The organism is Kitasatospora sp. NBC_00315 (assembly GCF_041435095.1).
Lineage (GTDB): Bacteria > Actinomycetota > Actinomycetes > Streptomycetales > Streptomycetaceae > Kitasatospora.
In genome coordinates this window covers 2,485,751-2,511,302 of record NZ_CP108025.1, presented here as the reverse complement: position 1 = coordinate 2,511,302, position 25,552 = coordinate 2,485,751, and the positions used below count along the sequence as shown (strand labels likewise).

The window sequence follows — 25,552 nt, the reverse complement described above, 5'->3', positions numbered from 1 at the left end:
CCGCGCGACCGGCGCGGCGCGGGCCGTGCGGGCGGTGCCCGGGGGCCGGTGGAACCCGAACGGGGAGCAGCGGGAACGAGGAGGGGGGCGGCCCGGTCGGGCCGCCCCCCTCCTCGTTCCCGGCCCGGCTACGCCGAGGCGGGCGGGTACAACTGAGCCGGGAGCTTCGACGCGGCGGCGCGGTCGAGCAGCCACAGCGTGCGGCTGCGGCCGTACGCCCCCGAGGCGGGCGCCTGGATCTCGCCCGGGCCGGTCAGGGCCAGGGCGACGGCGTCGGCCTTGTCCTCGCCCGCCGCGAGCAGCCAGACCTCGCGCGCGGCCCGGATCGCCGGGAGGGTGAGCGAGATCCTGGTCGGCGGGGGCTTGGGTGCGCCCCGGACGCCGATCACGGTCAGCTCGCGCTCCCGCACGCCCGGGTGCTCGGGGAACAGGGACGCCACGTGGGTGTCCGGTCCGACCCCGAGCAGGAGGACGTCGAAGGCCGGAACGCCGAGCCGGTCCCCCGGTTCGGCGGCCGCGGCCAGCTCCTTCGCGTAGCGGCTGGCCGCCGTCTCCACGTCGGAGCCGTCGGGGCCGTCCGAGGCCGGCATCTCGTGCACCCTGGCGGGGTCCAGCGGGACGCGGGCGAGCAGTTCCTCCCGGGCCTGCACGGCGTTGCGCTCCGGATCGTCGGCGGGGACGAAGCGCTCGTCGCCCCACCAGAGATCCAGCCGCTGCCAGTCCACCGCGTCGCGCGCGGGGGAGGAGGCGATCGCGGCGAGCAGCGCGTTGCCGTTGCGTCCGCCGGTGAGCACCACCGAGGCGTGGCCGCGGGCGGACTGCGCGTCCACGATCCTGGTGATCAGCCGGGCCGCCGCGGCCTGCGCCATCAGCTCCTTGTCCCGGTGGACCACCAGCTGCGGGACGGCCGCGGTCACGAGCCGCTCCGCTTGGTGGCCCGCTTGACCGGTGCCTTGGCGGGTGCCTTGGCCGGGGCCGCCTCCGGGGTGCCGGGCAGCGACTTGGCCGGGGTGCGACGGGCCACCGTCTTGCGGGCGGCCGCCTTGGCCGGGGCCTTGGCGGGTGCCTTGCCCGAGGCCTTGGCAGGGGCCTTCACCGGGGCCTCGGCGGGGGCCGCCGGTACCTTGGCGCTGACCCGGACGGGAGCGGCGGTGGCCGCCTCGACCGACTTGGCGGCCCTGGCCGTGCCGGCCGCCGCCCCGGTCTCGGCGCCGTCGGGCTCGCGCAGCCGCTCGACGGGCGTGCGGACTGCCGTGGCGTAGATGTCGTCCGGGTCGAGCCGGCGCAACTCCTCGGCGATCAGCTCGGACGTCTCGCGGCGCTTCAGCGCCACCTGGCGGTCCGGTGCGCCCGGCATCGACAGCGTCCCCATCAGACCGTCGGGGCGGTCCAGGACGATGTCGCCGTCCGCGCTGCGCAGCCGCACCGCGGTGATGCCGGGGCCGCCGGTGACGACCCGCTCCACCGGGACGTGCAGGCGCGTCGTCAGCCAGAGGCCCAGCAGTTCGACGCTCGGGTTGTACGACTCGCCCTCGACCGCGGCGGAGATGATCTTCGCCGGCCGCTGGTCCAGGGCGGCGGCCAGCATGGAGCGCCAGCCGGTGATCCTGGTCCAGGCGAGGTCGGTGTCGCCGGGGGTGTAGCTCTGCGCCCGCTGGGCGAGCTGGCCGACCGGCGACTCGGCGGTGACCGCGTCGGTGATCCGGCGCTGGGCGATGGATCCCAGCGGGTCCTGCGCGGGGTGCGCGGGCGAGTTCTCCGGCCACCAGACCACCACCGGGGCGTCCGGCAGCAGCAGCGGCAGGACGACCGACTGCGCGTGCGCGGCGAGCTCGCCGTGCATCCGCAGGACGACCGTCTCGCCGGAGCCGGCGTCGGAGCCGACCAGGATCTCGGCGTCCAGGCGGGTCTCGGCGCGGGCCCGGGGCGAGCGCCCGGCGCGCTTGATGACCGCGAGGGTGCGCGAGGGGTGCTCACGGGAGGCGTCGTTGGCGGCCTTGAGGGCGTCGTACGCGCTGCCCTCGTCGGTCACGATCACCAGGGTGAGCACCATGCCGGCCGCGCCGGCGCCGCCGGCCCGTCGGGCGTCCATCAGGGCTGCGTTGATCTTGCTGGACGTGGTGTCCGTCAGGTCGATCTTCATGGCCGCCGCCAGCTCCTGCCGTCTCGTGCGAGCATCTCGTCCGCCTCAACCGGGCCCCAGCCGCCGGCCGGGTACTGCGCCGGCTTGCCGTGGGTGTCCCAGTACTTCTCGATCGGGTCGAGGATCTCCCAGGAGAGCTCGACCTCCTGGTGCCGGGGGAAGAGGTTGGCATCGCCCAGCAGCACGTCCAGGATGAGCCGCTCGTAGGCCTCCGGGCTGGACTCGGTGAAGGACTCGCCGTAGGCGAAGTCCATCGTCACGTCCCGCACCTCGAAGGAGGTGCCCGGCACCTTGGAGCCGAACCGCACCGTCACGCCCTCGTCCGGCTGCACCCGGATGACCAGGGCGTTCTGCCCCAGCTCCTCGGTGGCGTAGGAGTCGAACGGCAGGTACGGCGCCCGCTGGAAGACCACCGCGATCTCGGTCACCCGGCGGCCCAGGCGCTTGCCCGTGCGCAGGTAGAACGGGACGCCCGCCCAGCGCCGGTTGTTGATCTCCAGCTTGATGGCCGCGTAGGTGTCGGTCTTCGAGGAGGGGTTGATGCCGTCCTCGTCGAGGTACCCGACGACCTCCTCGCCACCCTGCCAGCCGGCCGCGTACTGCCCGCGCACGGTGTGCTTGCCGAGGTCCTCGGGCAGCTGCACGGCGCTGAGCACCTTCAGCTTCTCGGCGACCAGGGCCTTCGGGTGGAAGGACGCCGGCTCCTCGATGGCGGTGAGCGCCATCAGCTGCAGCAGGTGGTTCTGGATGACGTCGCGGGCCGAGCCGATGCCGTCGTAGTAGCCGGCGCGGCCGCCGATACCGATGTCCTCGGCCATGGTGATCTGCACGTGGTCGACGTACGACCGGTTCCAGATCGGCTCGAACATGGTGTTGGCGAAGCGCAGCGCCAGGATGTTCTGGACCGTCTCCTTGCCCAGGTAGTGGTCGATCCGGAAGACCTCGTCACGGGGGAAGACCTCGTGGACGATCCGGTTCAGCTCCTGGGCGCTCTCCAGGTCGTGGCCGAACGGCTTCTCGATCACCGCACGGCGCCAGGAGTTCTTCGGCGGGTCGGCCAGCCCGTGCTTCTTGAGCTGCTGGACGACCAGCGGGAAGAACTTCGGCGGAACCGAGAGGTAGAACGCGAAGTTGCCGCCCGTCCCCTGCGCCTTGTCGAGGTCCTCGATGGTCTCGCGCAGCTTGTCGAAGGCGTCGTCGTCGTCGAAGTCGCCCTGGACGAAGCGCATGCCCTTGGCGAGCTGCTGCCAGACCTCCTCGCGGAACGGCGTACGCGCGTGCTCCTTGACCGCGTCGTGCACCTCCTTGGCGAAGTCCTCGTCCTCCCACTCGCGGCGGGCGAAGCCGACCAGCGAGAAGCCCGGCGGCAGCAGGCCGCGGTTGGCGAGGTCGTAGATGGCCGGCATCAGCTTCTTGCGGGACAGGTCGCCGGTGACCCCGAAGATGACCAGGCCGGACGGCCCCGCGATACGCGGGAGCCGCCGGTCGGTGGGGTCACGGAGCGGGTTGACGGGCGCCGGTGGGGGGTCTCCCGCCTCGGCGTCCTGTGTCAACTCTGGGTAATCAGTGCTCACTTGATTGGCTCCGCTTTCAGTGCGCTGGTGTGAGCGGGGATCACTTCTCGGCGGCGAAGGAGGCCAGCGAGGCGGTGACGGTGTCGAGCAGTTCGGTCCAGGACTGCTCGAACTTCTCGACGCCCTCGTCCTCCAGCACCTGCACGACGTCGTCGTAGTCGACCCCGGCGGCGGCGATGGCGTCCATCAGGGCCTTGGCGTCGGCGTAGTTGTCGGTGATGGTGCCGGCGGTGACGACGCCGTGGTCGCCGGTGGCCTCCAGGGTCGCCTCGGGCATCGTGTTGACGGTGCCGGGGGCGACCAGCTCGGTGACGTAGAGGGTGTCCGGCAGGGCCGGGTCCTTGACGCCGGTGGAGGCCCACAGCGGGCGCTGGGGGTTGGCGCCGGCGGCCTCCAGGGCCTTCCAGCGGGCGCCCGGCGCGGTGGAGCCGTCGACGGAGCCGAAGACCTCCTCGTACGCCTGGTAGGCGAGGCGGGCGTTGGCGAGCGCTGCCTTGGAGCGCAGGTTCTTCGCCTCGCCGCCGACCTTGTCGAGGCGCTTGTCGATCTCGGTGTCGACGCGGGACACGAAGAACGAGGCGACCGACTCGATGGAGGAGAGGTCCAGGCCCTTGGCCTTCGCCTGCTCCAGGCCGGTCAGGTAGGCGTCCACCACGGCGCGGTAGCGCTCCAGCGAGAAGATCAGCGTGACGTTGACGCTGATGCCCTTGCCGATGACCTCGGTGATGGCGGGCAGGCCGGCCCGGGTGGCGGGGATCTTGATCAGCACGTTCGGGCGGTCGACCAGCCACCACAGCTGCTTGGCCTCGGCGATGGTCGCCGCGCTCTCGTGGGCCAGGCGCGGGTCGACCTCGATGGAGACCCGGCCGTCGCGGCCGTTGCTGGCGTCGTACACCGGGCGCAGCACGTCGGCCGCGTCGCGCACGTCGCTGGTGGTGATCATGCGGACGGCCTCGTCCGTGGTGACCTTGCGGACCGCGAGGTCGCGCAGCTGGGCGTCGTAGGAGGTGTCGCCGCCGCCGATCGCCTTCTGGAAGATGGTCGGGTTGGTGGTGACGCCCACCACGTGCTTGTTCTGCACCAGCTCGGCCAGGTTGCCGGTGTTCAGCCGCTTGCGGCTGAGGTCGTCCAGCCAGATCGCCACGCCTTCGTCGCTGAGGCGCTTCAATGCGTCAGTCATGGTGCTCAGTCCTTCTTCTCTGTCGTCTGTGTGGTCGTCAGACGGCCGGGGTACCCGATGTGCGGTCGGATACCCCGGCCCGGGCGTTCTAGCGGTTGACGGCTTCGAGCGAGCGCAGCGCGTTGTGAGCCTCGGCCACCACGGCCTCGCTCGTGAGGCCGAACTCCTGGAACAGCACCTGGTAGTCGGCCGAGGCGCCGAAGTGGTCCAGGCTGACGATCCGGCCGTGGTCGCCGACCAGCTCGCGCCAGCCCTGGGCGATGCCCGCCTCGATCGAGACCCTGGCCTTGACGTCCGGCGGCAGCACGCTGTCGCGGTACGCCTGGTCCTGCTCGTTGAACCACTCGAAGGACGGCAGCGAGACCACGCGGGTGCCGATGCCCTCGGCCTCCAGGACCTCGCGCGCCTTGACGGCGAGCTGCACCTCGGAGCCGGTCCCGAGCAGGATGACCTGCGGGATGCCGGTGGACGCCTCCGCCAGGACGTAACCGCCCCGGGCGGTGCCCTCGGCGGAGCCGAAGACCTCGCGGTCCCAGGTCGGGACGTTCTGGCGGGTGAGCGCCAGGCCGACCGGGCCGGGGTGGCTGGTGTGCCGCTCGACGACGGTGCGCCAGGCGACGGCCGTCTCGTTGGCGTCGGCCGGGCGGACGATCGACAGGCCCGGAATGGCACGCAGCGAGGCCAGGTGCTCCACCGGCTGGTGGGTCGGGCCGTCCTCGCCGAGGCCGATCGAGTCGTGCGTCCAGACGTAGGTGACCGGCAGCTTCATCAGCGCGGCCAGACGGACGGCCGGGCGCATGTAGTCGGCGAAGACCAGGAAGGTGCCGCCGTACACGCGGGTCCTGCCGTGCAGCGCGATGCCGTTCATGGTCGAGCCCATGGCGTGCTCGCGGATGCCGAAGTGGATCGTCCGCCCGTACGGGGAGGCGCTCTTCAGCGGGTTGCCCTCGGGGAGGAAGGAGCTGTCCTCGTCGATCGTGGTCAGGTTGGACTCCGCGAGGTCGGCCGAGCCGCCCCACAGCTCCGGGATGACCGCGCCGAGTGCCTTGAGGGCCTCGCCGCTCGCCTTGCGGGTCGCGACGTCCTTGCCGGCGGGGAAGACCGGGATCTGCTTCTTCCAGCCCTCGGGCAGCTCGCCCGCCTGGATGCGGTCGAACTCGGCGGCGCGCGCGGCGTTGTCCGCACGCCAGGCGGTGAAGCCCTTCTCCCACTCGGTGCGGAAGGCCTTGCCGCGGGTGACCACCTCGCGGGCGTGGGTGATGACCTCGTCGCTGACCTCGAAGGTCTTCTCGGGGTCGAAGCCGAGCACCTTCTTGGTGGCGGCGATCTCGGCCGCGCCGAGCGCGGAGCCGTGCGCCTTGGCGGTGTTCTGGGCGTCCGGGGCGGGCCAGGCGATGATCGTCCGCATGGCGATGATGGACGGCCGGGAGGTCTCCGCCTTGGCGGCGTCCAGCGCGGCGGCCAGCTCGGCCACGTCGATGTCGCCGTCGGCCTTCGGGGTGACCCGCTGGACGTGCCAGCCGTACGCCTCGTAGCGCTTCAGGACGTCCTCGGAGAAGGCCGTCTCGGTGTCGCCCTCGATCGAGATGTGGTTGTCGTCGTAGAGCGCGACCAGGTTGCCCAGCTTCTGGTGCCCGGCCAGCGAGGACGCCTCGGCCGAGATGCCCTCCTCCAGGTCGCCGTCGGAGACGATCGCCCAGATGGTGTGGTCGAACGGGGAGGTGCCCGCGGCGGCCTCCGGGTCGAACAGCCCGCGCTCGTAGCGCGCGGCCATCGCCATGCCGACCGCGTTGCCGATGCCCTGGCCGAGCGGCCCGGTGGTGGTCTCGACCCCGGCGGTGTGGCCGTGCTCGGGGTGGCCGGGGGTGCGGCTGCCCGCGACCCGGAAGGCCTTGAGGTCGTCCAGCTCCAGGCCGTAGCCCGACAGGTAGAGCTGGGTGTAGAGCGTCAGGCTGGTGTGCCCGGGGGAGAGGACGAAGCGGTCGCGTCCCACCCAGGCCGGGTCGGTCGGGTCGTGGCGCAGGAAGCGCTGGAAGATCAGGTACGCCGCGGGGGCCAGCGACATGGCCGTCCCCGGGTGCCCGTTCCCGACCTTCTGGACCGCGTCCATGGCCAGGACACGGGCCGTGTCGACCGTACGCTCGTCCAGCTCGGTCCACTCGAATGCGTTCGTCGGCGTGGTGCTCACCCTAGTCTCAGGGCTCCTTCCGTATTGAAGAGTGACCCCGTGAAGGGGACCGGGTCGGCCACGTCGCTGTGGACCAGACGTTTGGGTGGTGCCGGTCACGGAGGGTAGATCCCGCTTCTCTGTGCGAGCCTACCGTTTGGGCCGGGGCTCACCCTCCGTGCTGGGGGAACCTGGACGGACGGGTCGCCATTCCCGGACGGCGGGGAGGTGGCTTTGTCCAGCCTCGTACCTTTTCGAGCGGCCTGCCTCCTCGGAGCGCCAGGACGGGCGAGTGGGTCCGTCCAGGTCAGCGGCGGCGGTTCACCCAGCGGTGTGCGATCCGCCCCGCCGGGGGACCCCGAGGCCGGTCGCGAGATATGGAGCGTCTAAGGTGGCGTGGTACGCGCAGAGCGGACGAATTCGGCACCTTCGGTCCCGTGGACGCCTGCGAAGATTCATCTTCAGTTGGGGTGTTAGTGACCGCCGTCGAATCCCGCCCCGCCGGGGTCACCGGTGCGACGCCTGCGAACCGGCCCTTCGGGGCCCGTGTCGGCGCGTTCGTCGCTCTGACCAAGCCGCGGATCATCGAGTTGCTGCTGATCACCACCGTGCCGGTGATGTTCCTGGCGCAGCGCGGCGTTCCCGATCCGCTGCTCGTCCTCGAGGTGGTGATCGGCGGCTACCTCTCGGCCGGCGGTGCGAACGCCCTCAACATGTACATCGACCGTGACATCGACGCCGTGATGTCCCGTACCGAGCGCCGGCCGCTGGTCACCGGGATGGTGTCGCCGCGCGAGGGGCTGCTCTTCGGCATCGCGCTGGCGGTCGGCTCCACGCTCTGGCTCGGCCTGCTGGTCAACTGGCTCTCCTCGGGCCTGGCGCTGATCGCCCTGCTCTTCTACGTCTTCGTCTACACCCTCGGGCTGAAGCGGCGTACGGCGCAGAACATCGTCTGGGGCGGTATCGCGGGCTGCATGCCGGTGTTCGTCGGCTGGGCCGCCGTGACGAACTCGATGTCCTGGTCCGCCCTGGTGCTCTTCCTGGTCATCTTCTTCTGGACGCCGCCGCACTACTGGCCGCTCTCCATGAAGGTCCGCGACGACTACGCCAAGGCGGGCGTCCCGATGCTGCCGGTGGTCAAGGGCAACCTCGCGGTCGCCCGGCAGATCGTCGCGTACTCCTGGGTCATGGTGGCCGTCTCGCTGGCCCTGTGGCCGCTGGCGCACACCAGCCTGCTGTACCCGGTCGCCGCTGTGGTGCTGGGCGCCGCCTGGCTCAAGGAGGCCCACGGCCTGCACAGCCGGGCCAAGGCCGGCCTGGCGGGTGCCAAGCTCAAGGAGATGCGGCTGTTCCACTGGTCGATCACCTACCTGACGCTGCTCTTCGTGGTCATCGCGATCGACCCGTTCCTGCGCTGACCGGGCCCGCCCCGGCCGCTCGCTCCGTCCACGGCCCCGCCGTCCGGTCCCGGACGACGGGGCCGCGGCATCGGTGCCGGGCGGCGTTCCGGGTTCCGGACCCGCTCGCCCCGGGGCCCGGGCGGCCCGGATCCCGGCCCGGTGTGGCCCGCCGCACACGGCGCCGGCGTCGCACGCTCGCCTACCGCTCGGTAGCATGCGGGACATGAGCAGCGCAGAGACCGCCACCCCCACCGCGCCGGACGCCCGCGCCGAGCGCCGCGCCAAGCGCATCGCCAAGCACCTCACCAGCTTCGCCGCGCAGCACGGCGGCAGCGCCGAGGGTGTCGTCGAGTACGTCGGCCGCACCGCCACCCGGATCGTCGTGGTCGGCGCCGACGGCGCCTGGGGCGACCAGGTCGCCCCCACGTACGCGGTCGGCCTGCGGGCCGCCGAACTGGCGGGCCTCACGGTGCACGACTCCTTCGACGGCGAGCTGGGCGCGCGGGTGCGGACCGGCCCCTACGAGTGGAAGCGGATGGCGGGCATCCAGCTCGGCGGCTGACAGAACGACCGACGGCCCGGCTCCCGCACGGTGTGCGGGAGCCGGGCCGTTCGTGTGGCAGCGGTGGTGGCAGCGGTGGGGCGGTGCCCGGTCAGGCGGCGACGGTGGTCCGGGCCGGCGCCGGGGCCGCCTCCGGGGCGTCCTCGTCCGCACGCAGCCGCAGGGCCAGTGGGATCCGCAGCGCGGCGATCCAGACCAGCGTGGCGCCGAACATGTGCACCCCGACCAGCAGTTCGGGGACGTCCGTGAAGTACTGGACGAAGCCGAGCAGGCCCTGCGCGAGCAGGACGACGAACAGCTCGCGCGCCCGGGAGCGGGCGGCCGGCGGGGCCTTGACCGCCGCCAGGACGAAGACGACCGCGAGCGCCAGGCCGACCGAGACGAACGCCAGGTCCGCGTGGGCCTGGGCGAGCCGGTCGTAGTCCAGCGGGATCCGCGGCACCATCCTGTTGTCCTGCGGCGTCCCCGGGTGGTGCCCGGCGCCGGTGACCAGGGTGCCGGCGGCCACCAGCAGCCCGATGACGGTCACCAGGACGTACGAGAGCCGCACGATCGGCGGTGCGACGGCCGGCCGTGGCGGCCCGTCACCCTCCTTCGAGCGCTCCCACATCAGCAGCGCCACCCAGACCAGCGCCATCGCCGACACCAGGTGCACGGCCACCGTGTACGGGTTGAGGCCGGTCAGCACGGTGATGCCGCCGATCACGGCGTTGCTCATCACCAGCCAGAACTGCGCCCACCCGAGCCGGGTCAGGCCGCGCCGCCAGGGCCGCGCGCAGCGGGCCGCGAGGATCGCCCAGCCGACCGCCGCGCACAGCACGTACGTCAGCATCCGGTTGGTGAACTCGATGACCCCGTGCAGGCCCATCGCCGGCGTCGGGGTCAGGCTCTCGCCCGTGCAGCGCGGCCAGGTGGTGCAGCCGAGGCCGGAGGCGGTGAGCCGGACGGCGCCGCCGGTGACCACGATCACGATGCTCATCACCAGCGCGGCGAGCGCGGCCCGCCGGACGACGGCCGCGGACGGCTGCCAGCGCTCGGCGAGAAGGGAGGAAGGGGTACGCACGGATTCATCCTAGGTTGCGCGGCAGGTGATCTTCGGGCGGGGGCGCCGCGAGCCGGCCGCGGTGCGCTGCCCCCGTCGGACCCGCCGACACACAAGGATGATCACGGACCGGGCGGACCGGGCGGACGGTGGGCCGGGCCCGTGCGCGGGGGAGTGGTCCCGACCGTTGGACGGGTGGCCCGAGCGCCGGGAGGCGGACGTGCGCCGGCCCGGCCCGGACTCCCCCCACGGGAGCCGGGCCGGGCCGTTCGGCGTCCGGTGCGCCGGTGCTACAGGTCGGCGATCAGCTTGCCGGCGTTGGCCCAGCTGTCGGCCGGGGTCTCGTGGATCCAGACCTGCACGGTCTCGGCCGGGAGGCCGTAGGCGTCCACGAAGGCGTCGGTGATCCGCTTGACCAGATCGCGCTTGAGCTCGATGCTCCGGGGGCCCTGCTGCACGGTGACGATCGGCATGGTCTGCTCCTCAACTCTGCGGCGCCGACCGGCTTTCCGGTCCGCTCGCCCGCCTGGGAACAGTTCACACCCCGGCCGGGCCCCCGACCCAGACCCGATGTGGACCGACAGCGATCACGATCGCTGATCGTCGCAGGTCGCAGCGGGTGGCAACGGCCCCGGGCCGTCCGGTCCAAGACCGGCTCCGGGCGGCGCCGTCACTCCCAGCGGAAGAAGCGCGCCGCCGCCGCCGTCGCGAGGACGGCCCAGCCGGCCAGCACGCCGAGATCGGCCCAGGGGACGCCGGCGCCGCTCTGCAGGACCGAGCGCAGCCCGTCGGAGAGCGCGCTGATCGGCAGCAGCTCCAGGGCGCCGCGTACGGCCGAGGGGAACTTCGACAGCGGGACGATCACGCCGCCGCCCAGCAGCAGCAGGACGAAGACCAGGTTGGCCGCGGCCAGGGTGGCCTCGGCCCGCAGGGTGCCGGCCATCAGCAGGCCGAGGCCCGAGAAGGCCGCGGTGCCGAGGACGAGCAGGGCGGCGACCGCGACCGGGTCGCCGTGCGGGGACCAGCCCAGCGCCAGCGCGATCACCGAGAGCAGGGCGACCTGCAGTGCCTCGGTGACCAGCACGCAGCCGGTCTTGGCGGTGAGCAGGGCCCAGCGGGGGAGCGGGCTGGCGCCGAGCCGCTTGAGGACGCCGTAGCGCCGCTCGAAGCCGGTGGCGATGGCCTGCCCGGTGAACGCGGTGGACAGCACGGCGAGGGCGAGCAGGCCGGGGGCGAGGAAGTCGACCCGCTTGCCGGGGCCGTCCGCGGCGACGATGTCGACCGAGCTGAAGAGCACCAGCAGCACGGTCGGGATGATCACCGTCAGCAGCAGCTGCTCGCCGTTGCGCAGCAGCATCCTGGTCTCGAAGGCGGTCTGCGCGAGCAGCATCCGGGAGACCGGGGCGGCGCCGGGCCGGGGGGTGTGGGTGGTCAGGGGCCGGACGGCCCGCTCGGTTCGCTCGCTCATGCGCGCAGTTCCCGTCCGGTCAGGTCGAGGAAGACGTCTTCGAGGCTGCGGCGCTGCACCGCGAGCCGTTCCGGCAGGATGCCGCTCGCGGCGCACCAGCCGGTGACGGTGGCGAGCAGCTGCGGGTCGACCGGGGCCTCGACACGGTACGACCCGGGCGTGGTCTCGGTGGCGCCGGCGCCGGCGGGGAGCGCCTTGAGCAGCGGGCCGAGATCCAGGCCGGGCGGGCCGTCGAAGCGCAGGCTGTCCTCGGCGCCGCCGCGGCACAGGGCGTCCGGGGTGCCGGCGGCGATGACCCTGCCGCGGTCGACGACGGCGACCTCGTCGGCGAGTTGCTCGGCCTCGTCCATGTGGTGGGTGCTGACGACCACGGTGACGCCGTCCCGGCGCAGGTCGCGGACGAGCTCCCAGGTGGCGCGGCGGGCCTGCGGGTCGAGGCCCGCGGTGGGCTCGTCCAGGAAGACGAGCTCGGGGCGGCCGACCACGGCCATGGCGAGCGCGAGTCGCTGCTGCTGGCCGCCGGAGAGGCGGCGGTAGGTGGTGCGGCCGCAGGAGCCGAGGCCGAGGCGCTCGACCAGCTCGGGGACGTCCAGCGGGTGGGCGTACAGCTTGGCGGTGTGCTGGAGCATCTCGACGGCGCGCGCGCCCGCGTACACGCCGCCCGACTGGAGCATCACGCCGATCCGCGGCCGCAGCAGGGCGTTCTGGGCCTGCGGGTCGAGGCCGAGCACCCGGACGCTGCCGGCGTCCGGGCGGCGGTAGCCCTCGCAGGTCTCGATGGTGGTGGTCTTGCCGGCGCCGTTCGGGCCGAGCACGGCGGTGATGGTCCCGGCCGCCACGGTGAGGTCGAGTCCGTCCACCGCGGTCTTGCCGCCGTAGCGCTTGACCAGCCCGGTGATCCGGACCGCGGGGTGTGGACGGACGGAGTCTGCGTGCATACCGGCGAGTGTAGGAGGCCCCCCGCGCGTGGCCGCACGGCGGCTCCGGCATCGTTCCCGCAGGTCAGGTAAGGCTTACCTGCGTGACTTATTCCACCCATGAGGCGTGGATCACGGCTTGTCGTTCCGGAAGTAATTACGCAACACTGGTGTTGTGAAAAACATGCGGGAGCGGAACCAGCAGCAGGAGGCCGACGCGGCCCCCGGCTGCGCCGTGCCCGAAACGGCGACAGAGGTGCTGCTGGAGGGTCACCGCGCCACCCGTGACCGGGTCGCGCGCTCGATCCTCGACCACGGCCCCTCGTCCGCCGCGGACCTCGCGGCCCGGCTGGGCCTGACGTCCGCCGCGGTCCGCCGCCATCTGGACGGTCTCACCGCCGGCGGTCTGGTCGAGTCCCGCGAGCAGCGGGTCCACGGCAGCCGTGGCCGCGGCCGTCCGGCCAAGGTCTTCGGTCTCACCGAGTCCGGCCGGGACGCCTTCTACCAGGCGTACGACCAGCTCGCCGCCGACGCGCTGCGCTGGATCTCCGACGCGGTGGGCGGCGGCAAGGCGGGCGAGGAGGCGGTCGCCGCCTTCGCCCGGGCCCGCTTCGGCAAGCAGGGCGAGAAGTACTCCGGCGCGCTGGAGCAGGCCTCGGCCGACCAGCGCACCGAGGCACTTGCGCAGGCCCTGAGCGCCGACGGGTACGCTGCCACGGTGCGGCGAGTGCCGTCCGCCACGGCGTCCGGCGCCCCGGCGGGCGCTCAGCTCTGCCAGCACCACTGCCCGGTCGCGCACATCGCCGAGCAGTTCCCGCAGCTCTGCGAGGCGGAGACCGAGTTCTTCTCCCAGCTCCTGGGCACCCATGTGCAACGGCTGGCCACCATCGCCCACGGCGACGGGGTCTGCACCACCTACGTGCCGGCACCCGGTGCCGCATCGTCGTCCGCCGGTCGGCGGACGCCCGGTGCAGTGCCGACTGCCGGTACGCCACTCACCGATCCGGAACCTGCGTCCGCGCGGAGGAATCTCGCATGACTGACATCGTTTCGCACCCGGAGCTCGAAGGCCTGGGCACCTACGAGTACGGCTGGTCGGACCCGGACGCGGCAGGCGCCGCTGCCAAGCGCGGCCTGAGCGAAGAGGTCGTCCGCGACATCTCCTCGAAGAAGTCCGAGTCCGAGTGGATGCTGAACCTGCGTCTCAAGGGCCTCAAGCTGTTCGGCAAGAAGCCCATGCCGACCTGGGGCTCCGACCTCACCGGCATCGACTTCGACAACATCAAGTACTTCGTGCGCTCGACCGAGAAGCAGGCCGAGTCCTGGGAGGACCTGCCCGCCGACATCAAGGCGACGTACGACAAGCTGGGTATCCCCGAGGCGGAGAAGCAGCGCCTGGTCGCCGGCGTGGCCGCGCAGTACGAGTCCGAGGTGGTCTACCACCAGATCAACGAAGAGCTCGAGGCTCAGGGTGTGATCTTCATGGACACGGACACCGCGCTCAAGGAGCACCCGGAGATCTTCGCGGAGTACTTCGGCACGGTCATCCCGGCCGGCGACAACAAGTTCGCCGCGCTGAACACGGCCGTGTGGTCCGGCGGATCCTTCATCTACGTGCCGAAGGGCGTGCACGTGGAGATCCCGCTGCAGGCCTACTTCCGGATCAACACCGAGAACATGGGCCAGTTCGAGCGGACGCTGATCATCGTCGACGAGGACGCCTACGTCCACTACGTCGAGGGCTGCACCGCGCCGATCTACTCCTCGGACTCGCTGCACAGCGCCGTGGTCGAGATCATCGTCAAGAAGGGCGGCCGCTGCCGCTACACGACGATCCAGAACTGGTCGAACAACGTCTACAACCTGGTCACCAAGCGCGCCGTGGCGTACGAGGGCGCGACCATGGAGTGGGTCGACGGCAACATCGGCTCCAAGGTCACCATGAAGTACCCGGCCGTCTACCTGATGGGCGAGCACGCCAAGGGCGAGACGCTGTCGATCGCCTTCGCGGGCGAGGGCCAGCACCAGGACGCCGGCGCCAAGATGGTGCACATGGCGCCGAACACCTCCTCGAACATCGTCTCCAAGTCGGTGGCGCGCGGCGGTGGCCGGACCTCCTACCGCGGTCTGATCGAGATCGGCGAGGGCTCCAAGGGCGCCAAGTCGAACGTGCTCTGCGACGCGCTGCTGGTGGACACGATCTCCCGCTCCGACACCTACCCCTACGTGGACGTCCGCGAGGACGACGTGTCGATGGGCCACGAGGCGACCGTCTCCAAGGTCAGCGAGGACCAGCTCTTCTACCTGATGAGCCGGGGCATGACCGAGTTCGAGGCCATGGCCATGATCGTGCGCGGCTTCGTCGAGCCGATCGCCCGCGAGCTCCCGATGGAGTACGCGCTGGAGCTGAACCGGCTGATCGAGCTGCAGATGGAGGGCTCCGTCGGCTGACCCAGGCCGCACGCAGTCCAGACCGGAACTTTCAGGAAGAGAGCACCACGACAGCCATGGCTGACGCCCCCAACCCCGTAGGCAGCAACAGCACGGGCTCGACCACCGCCGGGTCCATCGAGGTCGGCACGACCGGAGCCGGCCAGCAGCTGGCCGGCCCGGGCACCGGCCGCGCGAGCGTCCAGCAGCCGATCGACGCCCGCGTCGCGGTCGCGCCCTCGTACGACGTGAACGACTTCCCGGTGCCCACCGGCCGCGAGGAGGACTGGCGGTTCACCCCGCTGCACCGCCTGGCCGGCCTGCACGACGGCACCGCCGTGGCGAACGCCGCCGGCACCGACAAGGTCGAGCTGGCCCTGCCGCAGGGCGTCACCGCCGAGACCGTGGGCCGCGAGGACGCGCGCCTCGGCCGGGCGGGCAAGCCGGTCGACCGGGTCGCCGCGCAGGCGTACAGCGCGTTCGAGCAGGCCCTGATCGTCACCGTCCCGCAGGACGCGGTGCTCACCGAGCCGGTGCGGATCGACGTGCACGGCGAGGGCGGCACCCGCTTCGTCCACCTGGTGATCGACGTCAAGCCGTTCGCCGAGGCCGTCGTGGTGGTCAACCACACCGGCTCCGGCGCCCGGGCCGCCAACGTCGAACTGCTGGTCGGCGACGGCGCCAAGCTGACCTTCGTCTCGGTCCAGGACTGGGACCGGGACGCGGTGCACGCCGTCCAGCAGACCGCGCTGGTCGGCCGGGACGCCTCCTTCAAGTCCGTCGTGGTCACCTTCGGCGGCGACGTGGTCCGGATCCACCCGCGGGTCAGCTACGCCGCCACCGGCGGCGAGGCCGAGCTGTTCGGCCTGTACTTCGCGGACGCCGGCCAGCACCTGGAGCACCGTCTGGTCATCGACCACGACACCCCGCACTGCCGCTCCAACGTGGTCTACAAGGGCGCCCTGCAGGGCAAGGACGCGCACGCGGTCTGGGTCGGCGACGTGCTGATCCGCGCCGCCGCCGAGGGCACCGACACCTACGAGCTCAACCGCAACCTGGTGCTCACCGACGGTGCCCGGGTGGACTCGATCCCCAACCTGGAGATCGAGACCGGCGAGATCGTCGGCGCCGGCCACGCCTCGGCCACCGGCCGTTTCGACGACGAGCAGCTGTTCTACCTGCAGGCCCGCGGCATTCCGGCCGAGGAGGCCCGGCGGCTCGTGGTCCGCGGCTTCTTCGCCGAGCTGGTCCAGCAGATCGGCGTCGCCGAGATCCAGGACGCCCTGCTGGAGAAGATCGAGGCCGAGCTGGAAGCGAACGTCTGATGAGCTTCCTGCGTGCCTGCTCGCTGAGCGACCTGGCCGAGGACGTGCCCAAGCGCGTCGAGCTCAACGGCGTTCCGGTCTCCGTCGTCTTCACCGAGGGCGAGGTGTTCGCGATCAACGACATCTGCTCGCACGCGAACGTGTCGCTCTCCGAGGGCGAGGTGGAGGACTGCATGATCGAGTGCTGGCTGCACGGCTCCAGCTTCGACCTGCGCTCCGGCAAGCCCTCCGGGCTGCCCGCCACCAAGCCGGTCCCTGTCTACCCCGTAAAGATCGAAGGGGACGATGTGCTCGTCTCCGTCAACCAGGAGTCCTGAGCCCCATGGCAACGCTTGAAATCCGTGACCTGCACGTCTCCGTCGAGGCCGAGAGCGGCCCGCGCGAGATCCTGCGCGGCGTCGACCTCACCGTGAAGCAGGGCGAGACCCACGCGATCATGGGGCCGAACGGCTCCGGCAAGTCGACCCTCGCGTACTCGCTGGCCGGCCACCCGAAGTACACCGTCACCAGCGGCTCGGTGCTGCTGGACGGCGAGAACGTGCTCGACATGACCGTCGACGAGCGGGCCCGCGCCGGCGTCTTCCTGGCCATGCAGTACCCGGTCGAGGTCCCCGGCGTCTCGGTCTCCAACTTCCTGCGCACCGCCGCCACCGCCGTCCGCGGCGAGGCCCCCAAGCTGCGGCTGTGGGTCAAGGAGGTCAAGGAGGCGATGGCCGCCCTGCACATGGACCCGGCCTTCGCCGAGCGCAACGTGAACGAGGGCTTCTCCGGCGGCGAGAAGAAGCGCCACGAGATCCTCCAGCTGGAGCTGCTCAAGCCGAAGATCGCGATCCTCGACGAGACCGACTCCGGCCTGGACGTCGACGCGCTGCGCCAGGTCTCCGAGGGCATCAACCGGGTCGCCTCGTCCGGCGAGGTCGGCACCCTGCTGGTGACCCACTACACGCGCATCCTCAAGTACATCAAGCCCGATTACGTCCACGTCTTCTCGGCCGGCCGCATCGTCGAGTCCGGCGGCGCGGAGCTGGCCGACAAGCTGGAGAACGAGGGCTACGCGTCCTACGTGAAGGGTGGCGCTTCCGAGTGACAATCGACTCTGGCTCGGCGCGTGCGCTGACGGGTCCGCTGGCCGCGGCGCAGGAGTTCGGCGACGCGATCCGCAAGGACTTCCCGATCCTGCAGCGCGTGCTGCACGACGGCAAGCCGCTGGTCTACCTGGACAACGCGGCGACCTCGCAGAAGCCCCGGCAGGTGCTGGACGCGCTGAACGGGTACTACGAGCGGCACAACGCCAACGTGCACCGCGGCGTCCACGTCCTGGCCGAGGAGGCCACGGCGCTGTACGAGGGTGCCCGGGACAAGGTCGCGGCGTTCATCAACGCGCCGAGCCGGGACGAGGTGGTCTTCACCAAGAACGCCTCGGAGTCGCTCAACCTGGTCGCCAACATGCTCGGCTGGGCGGAGGAGCCCTACAAGGTCGACGCCGACGCCGAGATCGTCATCACCGAGATGGAGCACCACTCCAACATCGTCCCGTGGCAGCTGCTCTCGCAGCGCACCGGTGCGCAGCTGAAGTGGTTCGGCCTGACCGACGACGGCCGGCTCGACCTGTCGAACCTCGACGAGCTGATCAACGAGAAGACGAAGATCGTCTCCTTCACGCTGGTCTCCAACCTGCTGGGCACCGTCAACCCGGTCGAGGCGATCGTCCGCCGCGCCCAGGCGGTCGGCGCCCTGGTGCTGATCGACGCCTCGCAGGCGGCGCCGCACATGGTGATGGACGTCCAGGCCCTGGAGGCCGACTTCGTCGCCTTCACCGGTCACAAGATGCTCGGTCCCACCGGCATCGGCGTCCTCTGGGGCCGCCAGGAGCTGCTGGAGGACCTCCCGCCGTTCCTCGGCGGCGGCGAGATGATCGAGACCGTCACCATGGGCTCGTCCACCTATGCCCCGGCGCCGCACAAGTTCGAGGCCGGCACCCCGCCGATCGCCCAGGCGGTCGGGCTGGGCGCCGCCATCGACTACCTGTCGGCGATCGGCATGGACAGGATCGCCGAGCACGAGCACGCGATCACCGCGTACGCGGTCGAGCGGCTGCTCGAAGTCCCGGACCTGCGGATCATCGGCCCGCGGACGGCGGTCGACCGCGGCGCCGCGATCTCCTTCGTCCTGGGGGACATCCACCCGCACGACGTCGGCCAGGTGCTGGACGAGCAGGGCATCGCCGTGCGTGTCGGCCACCACTGCGCGCGGCCGGTCTGCCTGCGGTACGGAATTCCGGCGACCACCCGGGCGTCGTTCTACCTGTACTCGACGCCGGCCGATGTCGATGCCCTCATCGACGGCCTGCACCACGTCCGGAACTTCTTCGGCTGAGGCATCGGAAGGGAGCCGCGGGCATGAAGCTCGACTCCATGTACCAGGAGATCATCCTGGATCACTACCGCAACCCCCACGGCAAGGGGCTGCGCGACGGCGACGCCGAGGTCCACCACGTCAACCCGACCTGCGGCGACGAGATCACCCTGCGGGTGCGGCTCGACGGCTCGACGGTCGTGGACGTCAGCTACGAGTCGCAGGGCTGCTCGATCAGCCAGGCCAGCGCCTCGGTGCTGAACGACCTGGTGGTCGGCAAGAGCGTCGGTGAGGGCCAGGCCATCCAGGAGGCCTTCCTGGCGCTGATGCAGAGCAAGGGCCAGGGCGAGGGCGACGAGGAGGTGCTGGAGGACGCGGTCGCGTTCGCCGGCGTCTCCAAGTACCCGGCCCGGGTCAAGTGCGCGCTGCTGAGCTGGATGGCCTGGAAGGACGCCACCGTCCAGGCACTCGCGCAGCACCCCGCCGTCAACGACTGAAGCAGAAGAGGAGGACACACGTATGAGCGACACCGAGACCAGCACCACGGCCACGGACGCGGCCTCCCCGGCTGCCGAGAGCGCCCCGGTGGAGACCGTCAGCACGGAGGGCCCGACGGTCATCGTCGGCACCACGGCCGGAACCGTCTCCGTCGAGGACCTCACCGAGGCCCTGATGGACGTCGTCGACCCCGAGCTGGGCATCGACGTGGTGAACCTGGGCCTGATCTACGGCATCCACATCGACGAGTCCGATGTGGCCACCATCGACATGACGCTCACCTCCGCGGCCTGCCCGCTGACCGACGTCATCGAGGACCAGGCGAAGACCGCCACCGACGGCCTCGTCCAGGATCTGCGGATCAACTGGGTCTGGATGCCGCCGTGGGGCCCGGACAAGATCACCGACGACGGTCGCGACCAGCTCCGCGCGCTCGGCTTCAACGTCTGAGCGACGCCGCCCCGTACGACACCGCCACGTGAACCCTCCCGGTTCACGTGGCGGTGTCGTACGCGCTCCGGGCCGGGCCACGGCGCCGTCGGCTCTGCCGCCGCCGCTGCCCGTTTCGCGCCACCGGGCTCGTTTCAGGCCACTCGGACGCCTCGGCGGGGGCGGAAGCTGCCGTCGGCGGGTGCGGAACCCCGCGGTGGTGTTGGTGAGGGCGTGCGCCGGCCCTGCGGGCGCCGACCCGCGGCCGTGGCAGCGGTGCTCCGCCGGCCCAGCGGCTACGCCCGGGGCCGGCGGAGCACCGGCTGCGGCTACGCCCGGGGCCGGCGGAGCACCGCACCCGCCAGCGCCATGCAGGCCAGCGCGGCCAGTACGGCGAAGCCGCTGACGGCGGGCAGCAGGCCGTAGTGCTGGGTGAGGGCGCCGACCGCGACGATCGGCAGTGAGCTGCCGAGGTAGACGATCACCCACAGGGCGCTCAGCTCGCTGCCCCGGCGCTCCGGGTCCATCGCCGCGACGGCGCCGGTGAACAGTGAACGGAACGCGACGCCCTGGCAGGCGCCGCCGAGCACGCTGCCGATGAACAGCAGGGCGGGCGTCCCGGTGTACTGCGCGGTGACCACCAGGCCGAGCCCGGCCGCCAGCCCGGTCATGCCCAGGGCGATCACCAGGCGGTCCGAGGTCGGCGGGACGAGCAGCTGGACGGCGGCCGAGGAGCCCAGCAGCAGGGCCGCCACCACCGCGCCGGTCAGGTGGGAGCCGCTGTGCAGCAGCCTCGCCGAGAACGCGGGCGCGAGGCTGAGGTAGACGCCGAAGACCGCGTACGAGACGAAGCCGGCGCCGGCGGCCAGCAGGAACTCGCGCCGGCCGCGGGCCGGCAGGGCCAGGCGGCGGGGGCGCAGGTGGGCCGGGCTGGTGATGCGCGGCGGCGCGGTGGGGTGTCGGCGCCGGCCCGGCATCCGCGGGTGCACCACGGCGAGCGGGACGCACAGCGCGAGCAGCGCGACGGCGTGCACCAGGAACGGCGTGAGCAGGGGGTTCGCGCCGCCGGACAGGGTGGCGCCGATGATCGGGCCCAGGGCGACGCCGCCCGCCGAGCACGCCAGGGTGAGCTTCGCGGCGAGGGTGGGGCGCTCGGGCAGCAGGTCGCCGAGGGCGGCTCCGGCGGCCCCGGTGGACATGCCGACCGCGATGCCCTGGACGGCGCGCCCTGCGGCCAGCTGCCAGAAGCTGTCGGCGGTCGCGAAGACCGCGTCCCCGCCCGCGGCCAGCGCCACGGCGGGCAGGATCAGGGCGCGTCGCCCCAGCAGGTCGGACCAGTGGCCGACCGCCGCGAGCACGGGGACCAGCGCGAAGACGTACACGGTGAACAGGACCGTGGTGTCCAGGGCGGTCAGGCCGAGCCGCTGCTGCAGGTAGGGGTAGATCGGTGTGGCCAGGTTGGCGCCGATCAGGAGGAACAGGAGGGCGGCGCCGCAGAGGCCGACGCGGATGCCGCGTACCGCGTTCCAGCGGCTGACGGCGGCCAGCCGCAGCTGCGCGCGAGGGGCGAGCTCCAGTGGGAGCAGGGCCTCCGACAGTCGGCGTCCGGTGCTCCGGCGTCCGGGGAAGGACGCGGAGGGCAGGCCGGAGCCGGCGGGGGAGAGGTCCGCCATGGCAGGGGTCTCCTGTGGCCGGGCGCCACCACGGGGTCGGCGGGATGTGCCGGTGCGCCCGTCCTGCGGCGCTGTGGTGGTGGCCTCGGTGCGGGGGCTCCCTGGTGGAGCGGGGGTGTACGGAACGGTGTGGCGTGGGCTTCGTTGCCCGGGGGCGCGCGCGGGGTGTGCGCGGCGCTCGTCGAAGGATACGCGCTCGGCTCACGGTGCGGCGCGCGCCCCCGGAGGCCGGGCATCGGCGCTGCGCGGCGGATACGCTGGGTCAATGGGCCGGTGCACGGGGCCTACCTCGTGCACCGCTTGGCTGACAGGTCTCTGTAGGGAGAACGCGCACATCATGGCCGGACGACGTGGCAACAATCCTGACAACCCGTCGGCGACCGGATCCGGCGAGCGACCTGCCGAGAGCCTGCTGCCGGCCGACTTCGCGCTGGAGGACCTCTACGGGGCCTTCGCCGCACACGGCGCGCAGGACGAGGACCTCGACGACGCCGCCGTCCTCGTCCCCCCGGTCCGGCTGCCGTCCGAGCAGGAGCTGACCGCCGAGGCGCTGGCCGTTCCGATGATCGGGTACGCGCTGAAGCTCGCCCGCTGGGCCGCGCCGCACCGGGTGGTGGACGAGTTCGGCGACCTGACCGAGGACGACCGCGAGCCCGCCGCCCGGCTGCTGGGCCTGTGGCCCGCCGCCGAAGCGGCCGAGGGTGCCGAGGAGGCCGCCGACGGGGCCGAGGACGAGCCCGGGAGCCGCTTCGAGGACGCGGAGGAGGCCGTGGTCGAGGCGATGCGCGCCTGGTCGCTGGCCTGCGACCTGGATCTGGTCGAGATCGGCACCACGGCGGCCGGCGAGCACGTGGCCATCCCCGGGCCGGATCTGGAGCCCGCCGAGCAGGGGGATCCGGAGACCGTCCTGGAGCTGTGGCTGACCGCCGCCGGCATCGTGCGCGAGCTCGCCGCCGAGGCCGACTCGCTGCCGGAGGAGGGTGACGGGGAGGAGGCCGAGGACGACGGCTCGCCGCAGGCCGAGGAGGCGGCGCAGGCCCGGTTGGCCGAGGTCGAGGAGGCCCGGGACGCGGCCGCCGAGCTGCTCGACGAGGCGCTCCAGGTGCTCTACGAGACCACCGCCTTCGCCGAGCCGGGCGGGGAGACCGTGCCGCTGGGGGTGCTGGCCGCGCTGCTGGTCGTCCCGGAGGGCGAGGAGCCGAGCGAGGAGCTGCTCGGCGACATCACCGACGTGATGGTCTCGCTGGACCCGATGCTCGGCGACCTCGCGGAGCTCGGCCTGCTGGAGTACCACCCGATCGATCCGGAGCTGTTCGACGAGGAGGACGAGGCGGCGGCGTCCTTCGCGGGGGACGAGCCGCTGGACGACGAGGAGTCGGCCCGCTTCGGCCTGGTCCGGCTCACCCCGCTCGGGGTGTACGCCGTGCGGCAGTGGCTGCTGGAGGACGGGTACGACGCACCGCTGGTGGGCGAGCTGGCGCAGGGGGACGCGGCGGAGCTGCTGAGCGCCGTCGCGGAGGCGACCAACGTGCTGCCCGAGGAGGAGATCCGCGAGTGGCTGAAGGGGCGCGAGGCCCTGCCGGCGGCGCGAGAGCTGCTGGCGGCGGCGCGTGGCACCGATCCGTACGCCCCGCTGCGGCGGCTGCTCTGCGGGATCGCCGTGGAGGAGCTGGGCGAGCCCGCCCACCCGGCCGTCCGGGAGGTGCTGGACGACCCCGAGCTGGGAGGCGCGGCGCGGGCCTGGCTGGCCGCCGCGGGCGTGGCGGACGTACCGGCGCCGGAGCGCACGATGGCGCTCTGGACGGTGGTCGACACCTTCGCGGCCCACCTGCTCGACAGCGGCGGCGACGCCGGGACGCTGCGCGAGCTGATCGCGGGGCTGCCGGTGACGGACAACCCGGCCAGCTACTTCGGTGAGCTGTGGCGGGTGGACCACCCGAACACGCCGGACGTGCTGGAGGCCGTCGGGGAGCTGCACCTCGACCGGCAGGTCGCCAAGGAGGCCCGCAAGGCGGCGTTCAAGGCCCGGTCGAGGAACTAGTCGAGGCAGCCGGTCGAGGAACCCGGTCGAGGATCTGGTCGCGGGGCGGTCGAGGCACCGGGCCCGCCGCAACCGGCCTACCCCGGGCGGTGGGCCCCTCTGGGGCTGGGCCCGCCGCCGACCGGGGCGGGGGCGCGTCCGGCGCCCCGCCGCCCGGATCTACGGGTCCGGCCGGGCGGACCTACGGCAGGTCCAGCTGGCCGGCCTCGGTGAACGGGAAGAACGGGTTGTGCGCCAGCTCCCACAGGTGGCCGTCCAGGTCCTCGAAGTACCCGGAGTAGCCGCCCCAGGACGTGGCGGTCGGCGGCTTGACGACCGTCGCGCCCGCCGCCACGGCCACCTCGACCGCCGTGTCGACCTGCTCGGGTGACTCCAGGTTCACCGCCAGCGTCACGCCCCGGAAGGACGGCTCGCCGGTCGCCGGGATGCCGGCGTCGGCGGCCAGCTCCTCGTACGGGAAGAGCCCCAGCACGGAGTCGGCGGTGCGGAACCAGACGATCTCCGGGCTGGACTTCGCCGAGCGCCGCCAGCCGAGCTGCTCGTAGAACCGGGCGCTGCGCTCCAGGTCGGACACCCCGAGGGTGACGATGCTGATACGGGCCGGGAAGCCATCGGTAGCTGTCATGCCGTCAAGCGTAGGCAGGGCTACTGACAGGACGGCCGCGGCGCGGCCGGTCGCCGATCCGGCAACCGTACGAGGGAAGCTGATGGCCCAGCAGGTCGGGCCGTCGTATCGTTGGGCGGACGCGACGCGGGTGGCGGCCCGGGCACGGGCCCGCCGGCGACGGGCGAGGACGGGTCGAGCACGGTGAGTACGCGGGGGTGCGGCAGCGCATGATGAGAGCGAGCGGGAGCAGGGCCCAGGACCCGGACGACCTCTACGCCGACCTGGAGGCGTTCTCCCGCCGGACGATCGCCGAGGCGGACTTCCCGGTCCTCGGCGTGGAACGGGTCGTCACCGGTTCGGGCGCGTACCCGGCGCACGGGGAGCGACTGGTGGGCGCGCACCACCTTGCCGCGGCGCGCGCGGACGGGAGAACGCCGGCGGGGGAGAGCGGGCCGGCGGACGAGGCGGTGCCCCCGGAGCCGGGCGCGCCCTCCGGGACGGACGGGCCGGCGGCGGACGGGACGGTGCACCGTTACGGCGACGCGCTCGCCGCCTTCGAGAGCCGCGACGGTGTGCTCAGCTGGGTGGAGGTCCGCTCCGGCGACTGGACGTCCGTCGAGGGCCCCTACGTGAGCGTGCGCACCTACCGCCCCGGCGCCGAGCGCACCGAGCAGCTGCCGGAGTTGGAGGACGTGGTCGAGGACGAGCGCGACCGCGTGTACGAGCAGTTGGGCTTCGACGAGGGCGACGGCCCCGGCAAGGTCCGGGCGTTGCGTGAGTGGATCACCGTCGAGGGCGAGCCCCGCGCGCTGCAGATCCACGAGGACCGCCGCCCCGGCGGCCTCCGGGCGGCGGGCGTCGTCTGGGCCGGCCGGCTGCGGGTCGACGGGCTGACCGTGACGGTCTGCGGCCGGGGTGTGCCGCCGGGCGGCGTGGAGCTCACCCGGATCGGGGACTTCGAGCGGTACATCCTCGGCCGTACCGACCTGATGCGCCGGCTGGCGGAGCTGCGCGGCCGGCAGATCCCGGTGGAGGAGCGCGAACTCGCCCCCGTCACGGGGCTGGAGGCGCACCGGGTGCTGATCGAGCACAGCATCGCCGAGTCGGTGGTGATCGAGGCGCAGGTCCGTGCCCGGCGCACGCCCCGGCTGCCGCGCCGGCTGCGCGGGGACACCGGGGCCCTGCGCCGGGAGGCCGCCGTGCGCCAGCAGATGAGGCTGGCGTCGGAGACCCGGGAGGAGGCCGAGGAGGCGGTGACGGCGATGGTCGACCACCTCACCAGGCTGTCGCAGCACACCGACTGGGCGATCGGCACGGCGGACGGCCGGGCCGCCGTGGAGGAGGTCGTCCGGTACACCGTGTTCGCCAGCGAGGTGTCGAGCCTTCCCGCGCAGCGCGCCTGGGAGCAGCTCCGGCGGGGCCGTCCGGGGCGCCCCGACGAGGATCGCGCCACGGACGTCGCGCCCGGGCCCGGTGAGCAGGTCTGGCTGTCCGCCTGGGAGCAGTGGCGACTGGAGCGCTCGATCCGCTGACGGGACGTACCCGGGTGCGTACGGGGGTGCGTACGGGGGTGCCCCGTGCGTACGGGGGTGCCCCGTGCGCACGGGTGCGACGGGGCGGGCGGCGCGCGCGACCGGGTGCGCGGCCCCGCGGGTGCGGGAGAGCCGGCCCGGAAAGGCAAAGCAGAAGTCATGTGTTCGGATACGGTTGGCAAATAACCACCCGGACGCGTTGCCCGATT

Annotated in this window: 23 protein-coding genes; 12 read left to right on the top strand and 11 right to left on the bottom strand. The window is 72.5% G+C overall.

Features of this window, described 5'->3' with window-relative positions; translation table 11 throughout:
- Positions 1-128: 128 nt before the first annotated feature.
- The 5 genes from pgl to tkt form a co-directional block, all read right to left on the bottom strand.
- Positions 129-917, bottom strand: a complete 789-nt coding sequence (gene pgl / locus OG823_RS09985) for a 6-phosphogluconolactonase (RefSeq protein WP_371479108.1) — start codon at positions 915-917, stop codon at positions 129-131.
- Positions 914-2,143, bottom strand: a complete 1,230-nt coding sequence (gene opcA / locus OG823_RS09980) for a glucose-6-phosphate dehydrogenase assembly protein OpcA (RefSeq protein WP_371479107.1) — start codon at positions 2,141-2,143, stop codon at positions 914-916. Before opcA ends, pgl begins: the two co-directional genes overlap by 4 nt.
- The gene (gene zwf, locus OG823_RS09975) at positions 2,140-3,696 is read right to left on the bottom strand and encodes a glucose-6-phosphate dehydrogenase (RefSeq protein ID WP_371484392.1); all 1,557 of its coding nucleotides are present in this window, start codon (positions 3,694-3,696) and stop codon (positions 2,140-2,142) included. The genes opcA and zwf overlap by 4 nt, the downstream gene beginning before the upstream one ends.
- A 61-nt stretch (positions 3,697-3,757) precedes the next feature.
- Positions 3,758-4,897 (bottom strand): transaldolase, encoded by a 1,140-nt coding sequence (gene tal / locus OG823_RS09970; RefSeq protein ID WP_371479106.1) that lies wholly within the window; start codon positions 4,895-4,897, stop codon positions 3,758-3,760.
- 88 nt (positions 4,898-4,985) lie between these two features.
- The gene (gene tkt / locus OG823_RS09965; protein ID WP_371479105.1) at positions 4,986-7,085 is read right to left on the bottom strand and encodes a transketolase; all 2,100 of its coding nucleotides are present in this window, start codon (positions 7,083-7,085) and stop codon (positions 4,986-4,988) included.
- A 455-nt stretch (positions 7,086-7,540) separates the two neighbouring features.
- Here tkt and OG823_RS09960 point away from each other — a divergent pair, with 455 nt between their 5' ends.
- Entirely contained in the window at positions 7,541-8,482 is a 942-nt protein-coding gene (locus OG823_RS09960; RefSeq protein ID WP_371479104.1) for a heme o synthase, read from the top strand.
- A gap of 205 nt (positions 8,483-8,687) precedes the next feature.
- Complete coding sequence (locus tag OG823_RS09955) at positions 8,688-9,026, top strand: hypothetical protein (RefSeq protein WP_371479103.1); 339 nt, start codon at positions 8,688-8,690, stop codon at positions 9,024-9,026.
- A gap of 91 nt (positions 9,027-9,117) precedes the next feature.
- On the opposite strand, the gene OG823_RS09950 is transcribed toward OG823_RS09955, so the two are convergent.
- From OG823_RS09950 to OG823_RS09935, 4 genes are all read right to left on the bottom strand, one after another.
- Positions 9,118-10,089, bottom strand: a complete 972-nt coding sequence (locus OG823_RS09950; RefSeq protein ID WP_371479102.1) for a heme A synthase — start codon at positions 10,087-10,089, stop codon at positions 9,118-9,120.
- A gap of 269 nt (positions 10,090-10,358) precedes the next feature.
- On the bottom strand, positions 10,359-10,541 hold the full coding sequence (gene dmpI / locus OG823_RS09945; RefSeq protein ID WP_371479101.1) for a 4-oxalocrotonate tautomerase DmpI: 183 nt from the start codon (positions 10,539-10,541) through the stop codon (positions 10,359-10,361).
- Positions 10,542-10,738: 197 nt separating this feature from the next.
- The gene (locus tag OG823_RS09940) at positions 10,739-11,536 is read right to left on the bottom strand and encodes an ABC transporter permease (protein WP_371479100.1); all 798 of its coding nucleotides are present in this window, start codon (positions 11,534-11,536) and stop codon (positions 10,739-10,741) included.
- Entirely contained in the window at positions 11,533-12,474 is a 942-nt protein-coding gene (locus OG823_RS09935; protein WP_371479099.1) for an ABC transporter ATP-binding protein, read from the bottom strand. Before OG823_RS09935 ends, OG823_RS09940 begins: the two co-directional genes overlap by 4 nt.
- Positions 12,475-12,637: 163 nt before the next feature.
- Between OG823_RS09935 and OG823_RS09930 the strand changes: the two genes are divergently transcribed.
- The 8 genes from OG823_RS09930 (at position 12,638) to OG823_RS09895 (ending at position 19,511) form a co-directional block, all read left to right on the top strand.
- The gene (locus OG823_RS09930; protein WP_371479098.1) at positions 12,638-13,492 is read left to right on the top strand and encodes a helix-turn-helix transcriptional regulator; all 855 of its coding nucleotides are present in this window, start codon (positions 12,638-12,640) and stop codon (positions 13,490-13,492) included.
- Positions 13,489-14,904, top strand: coding sequence for a Fe-S cluster assembly protein SufB (sufB, locus tag OG823_RS09925; RefSeq protein ID WP_371479097.1), 1,416 nt, complete (start codon positions 13,489-13,491; stop codon positions 14,902-14,904). Before OG823_RS09930 ends, sufB begins: the two co-directional genes overlap by 4 nt.
- A 56-nt stretch (positions 14,905-14,960) precedes the next feature.
- Positions 14,961-16,208 (top strand): Fe-S cluster assembly protein SufD, encoded by a 1,248-nt coding sequence (gene sufD, locus OG823_RS09920; protein ID WP_371479096.1) that lies wholly within the window; start codon positions 14,961-14,963, stop codon positions 16,206-16,208.
- A complete protein-coding gene (locus OG823_RS09915; RefSeq protein WP_371479095.1) occupies positions 16,208-16,525 on the top strand; it encodes a non-heme iron oxygenase ferredoxin subunit in 318 nt (105 codons plus the stop codon). Before sufD ends, OG823_RS09915 begins: the two co-directional genes overlap by 1 nt.
- A 5-nt stretch (positions 16,526-16,530) precedes the next feature.
- On the top strand, positions 16,531-17,295 hold the full coding sequence (gene sufC, locus OG823_RS09910) for a Fe-S cluster assembly ATPase SufC (RefSeq protein WP_371479094.1): 765 nt from the start codon (positions 16,531-16,533) through the stop codon (positions 17,293-17,295).
- A 2-nt stretch (positions 17,296-17,297) separates the two neighbouring features.
- Positions 17,298-18,584, top strand: coding sequence for a cysteine desulfurase (locus tag OG823_RS09905; RefSeq protein WP_371484390.1), 1,287 nt, complete (start codon positions 17,298-17,300; stop codon positions 18,582-18,584).
- Between the two features lie 23 nt (positions 18,585-18,607).
- Positions 18,608-19,060: a Fe-S cluster assembly sulfur transfer protein SufU gene (sufU, locus tag OG823_RS09900; protein ID WP_371479093.1), complete on the top strand. Its 453-nt coding sequence runs from the start codon at positions 18,608-18,610 to the stop codon at positions 19,058-19,060.
- 121 nt (positions 19,061-19,181) lie between these two features.
- Positions 19,182-19,511 carry a metal-sulfur cluster assembly factor gene (locus OG823_RS09895; protein WP_031065274.1) on the top strand — a complete coding sequence of 110 codons (330 nt, stop codon included), beginning with the start codon at positions 19,182-19,184 and terminating at the stop codon, positions 19,509-19,511.
- 308 nt (positions 19,512-19,819) lie between these two features.
- Here the strand turns inward: OG823_RS09895 and OG823_RS09890 are convergent, their stop codons facing one another.
- On the bottom strand, positions 19,820-21,163 hold the full coding sequence (locus OG823_RS09890; RefSeq protein WP_371479092.1) for an MFS transporter: 1,344 nt from the start codon (positions 21,161-21,163) through the stop codon (positions 19,820-19,822).
- A gap of 337 nt (positions 21,164-21,500) precedes the next feature.
- Between OG823_RS09890 and OG823_RS09885 the strand changes: the two genes are divergently transcribed.
- Complete coding sequence (locus tag OG823_RS09885; protein WP_371479091.1) at positions 21,501-23,204, top strand: hypothetical protein; 1,704 nt, start codon at positions 21,501-21,503, stop codon at positions 23,202-23,204.
- A 181-nt stretch (positions 23,205-23,385) separates the two neighbouring features.
- Here the strand turns inward: OG823_RS09885 and OG823_RS09880 are convergent, their stop codons facing one another.
- A complete protein-coding gene (locus OG823_RS09880) occupies positions 23,386-23,829 on the bottom strand; it encodes a VOC family protein (protein ID WP_371479090.1) in 444 nt (147 codons plus the stop codon).
- A 209-nt stretch (positions 23,830-24,038) separates the two neighbouring features.
- Here OG823_RS09880 and OG823_RS09875 point away from each other — a divergent pair, with 209 nt between their 5' ends.
- Positions 24,039-25,343: a hypothetical protein gene (locus tag OG823_RS09875; RefSeq protein ID WP_371479089.1), complete on the top strand. Its 1,305-nt coding sequence runs from the start codon at positions 24,039-24,041 to the stop codon at positions 25,341-25,343.
- Positions 25,344-25,552: the final 209 nt, after the last annotated feature.

What these genes read in the sequence shown, in the direction of transcription:
- sufD (WP_371479096.1), top strand. Translation starts at nt 14,961, where the DNA reads ATGGCTGACGCCCCCAACCCCGTAGGCAGCAACAGCACGGGCTCGACC.
- OG823_RS09875 (WP_371479089.1), top strand. Translation starts at nt 24,039, where the DNA reads ATGATGAGAGCGAGCGGGAGCAGGGCCCAGGACCCGGACGACCTCTAC.
- opcA (WP_371479107.1), bottom strand. Translation starts at nt 2,143, where the DNA reads ATGAAGATCGACCTGACGGACACCACGTCCAGCAAGATCAACGCAGCC.
- OG823_RS09955 (WP_371479103.1), top strand. Translation starts at nt 8,688, where the DNA reads ATGAGCAGCGCAGAGACCGCCACCCCCACCGCGCCGGACGCCCGCGCC.
- OG823_RS09890 (WP_371479092.1), bottom strand. Translation starts at nt 21,163, where the DNA reads ATGGCGGACCTCTCCCCCGCCGGCTCCGGCCTGCCCTCCGCGTCCTTC.
- OG823_RS09940 (WP_371479100.1), bottom strand. Translation starts at nt 11,536, where the DNA reads ATGAGCGAGCGAACCGAGCGGGCCGTCCGGCCCCTGACCACCCACACC.
- OG823_RS09880 (WP_371479090.1), bottom strand. Translation starts at nt 23,829, where the DNA reads ATGACAGCTACCGATGGCTTCCCGGCCCGTATCAGCATCGTCACCCTC.
- OG823_RS09915 (WP_371479095.1), top strand. Translation starts at nt 16,208, where the DNA reads ATGAGCTTCCTGCGTGCCTGCTCGCTGAGCGACCTGGCCGAGGACGTG.
- OG823_RS09935 (WP_371479099.1), bottom strand. Translation starts at nt 12,474, where the DNA reads ATGCACGCAGACTCCGTCCGTCCACACCCCGCGGTCCGGATCACCGGG.
- OG823_RS09930 (WP_371479098.1), top strand. Translation starts at nt 12,638, where the DNA reads ATGCGGGAGCGGAACCAGCAGCAGGAGGCCGACGCGGCCCCCGGCTGC.
- tal (WP_371479106.1), bottom strand. Translation starts at nt 4,897, where the DNA reads ATGACTGACGCATTGAAGCGCCTCAGCGACGAAGGCGTGGCGATCTGG.
- sufC (WP_371479094.1), top strand. Translation starts at nt 16,531, where the DNA reads ATGGCAACGCTTGAAATCCGTGACCTGCACGTCTCCGTCGAGGCCGAG.
- dmpI (WP_371479101.1), bottom strand. Translation starts at nt 10,541, where the DNA reads ATGCCGATCGTCACCGTGCAGCAGGGCCCCCGGAGCATCGAGCTCAAG.
- sufB (WP_371479097.1), top strand. Translation starts at nt 13,489, where the DNA reads ATGACTGACATCGTTTCGCACCCGGAGCTCGAAGGCCTGGGCACCTAC.
- OG823_RS09885 (WP_371479091.1), top strand. Translation starts at nt 21,501, where the DNA reads ATGGCCGGACGACGTGGCAACAATCCTGACAACCCGTCGGCGACCGGA.
- sufU (WP_371479093.1), top strand. Translation starts at nt 18,608, where the DNA reads ATGAAGCTCGACTCCATGTACCAGGAGATCATCCTGGATCACTACCGC.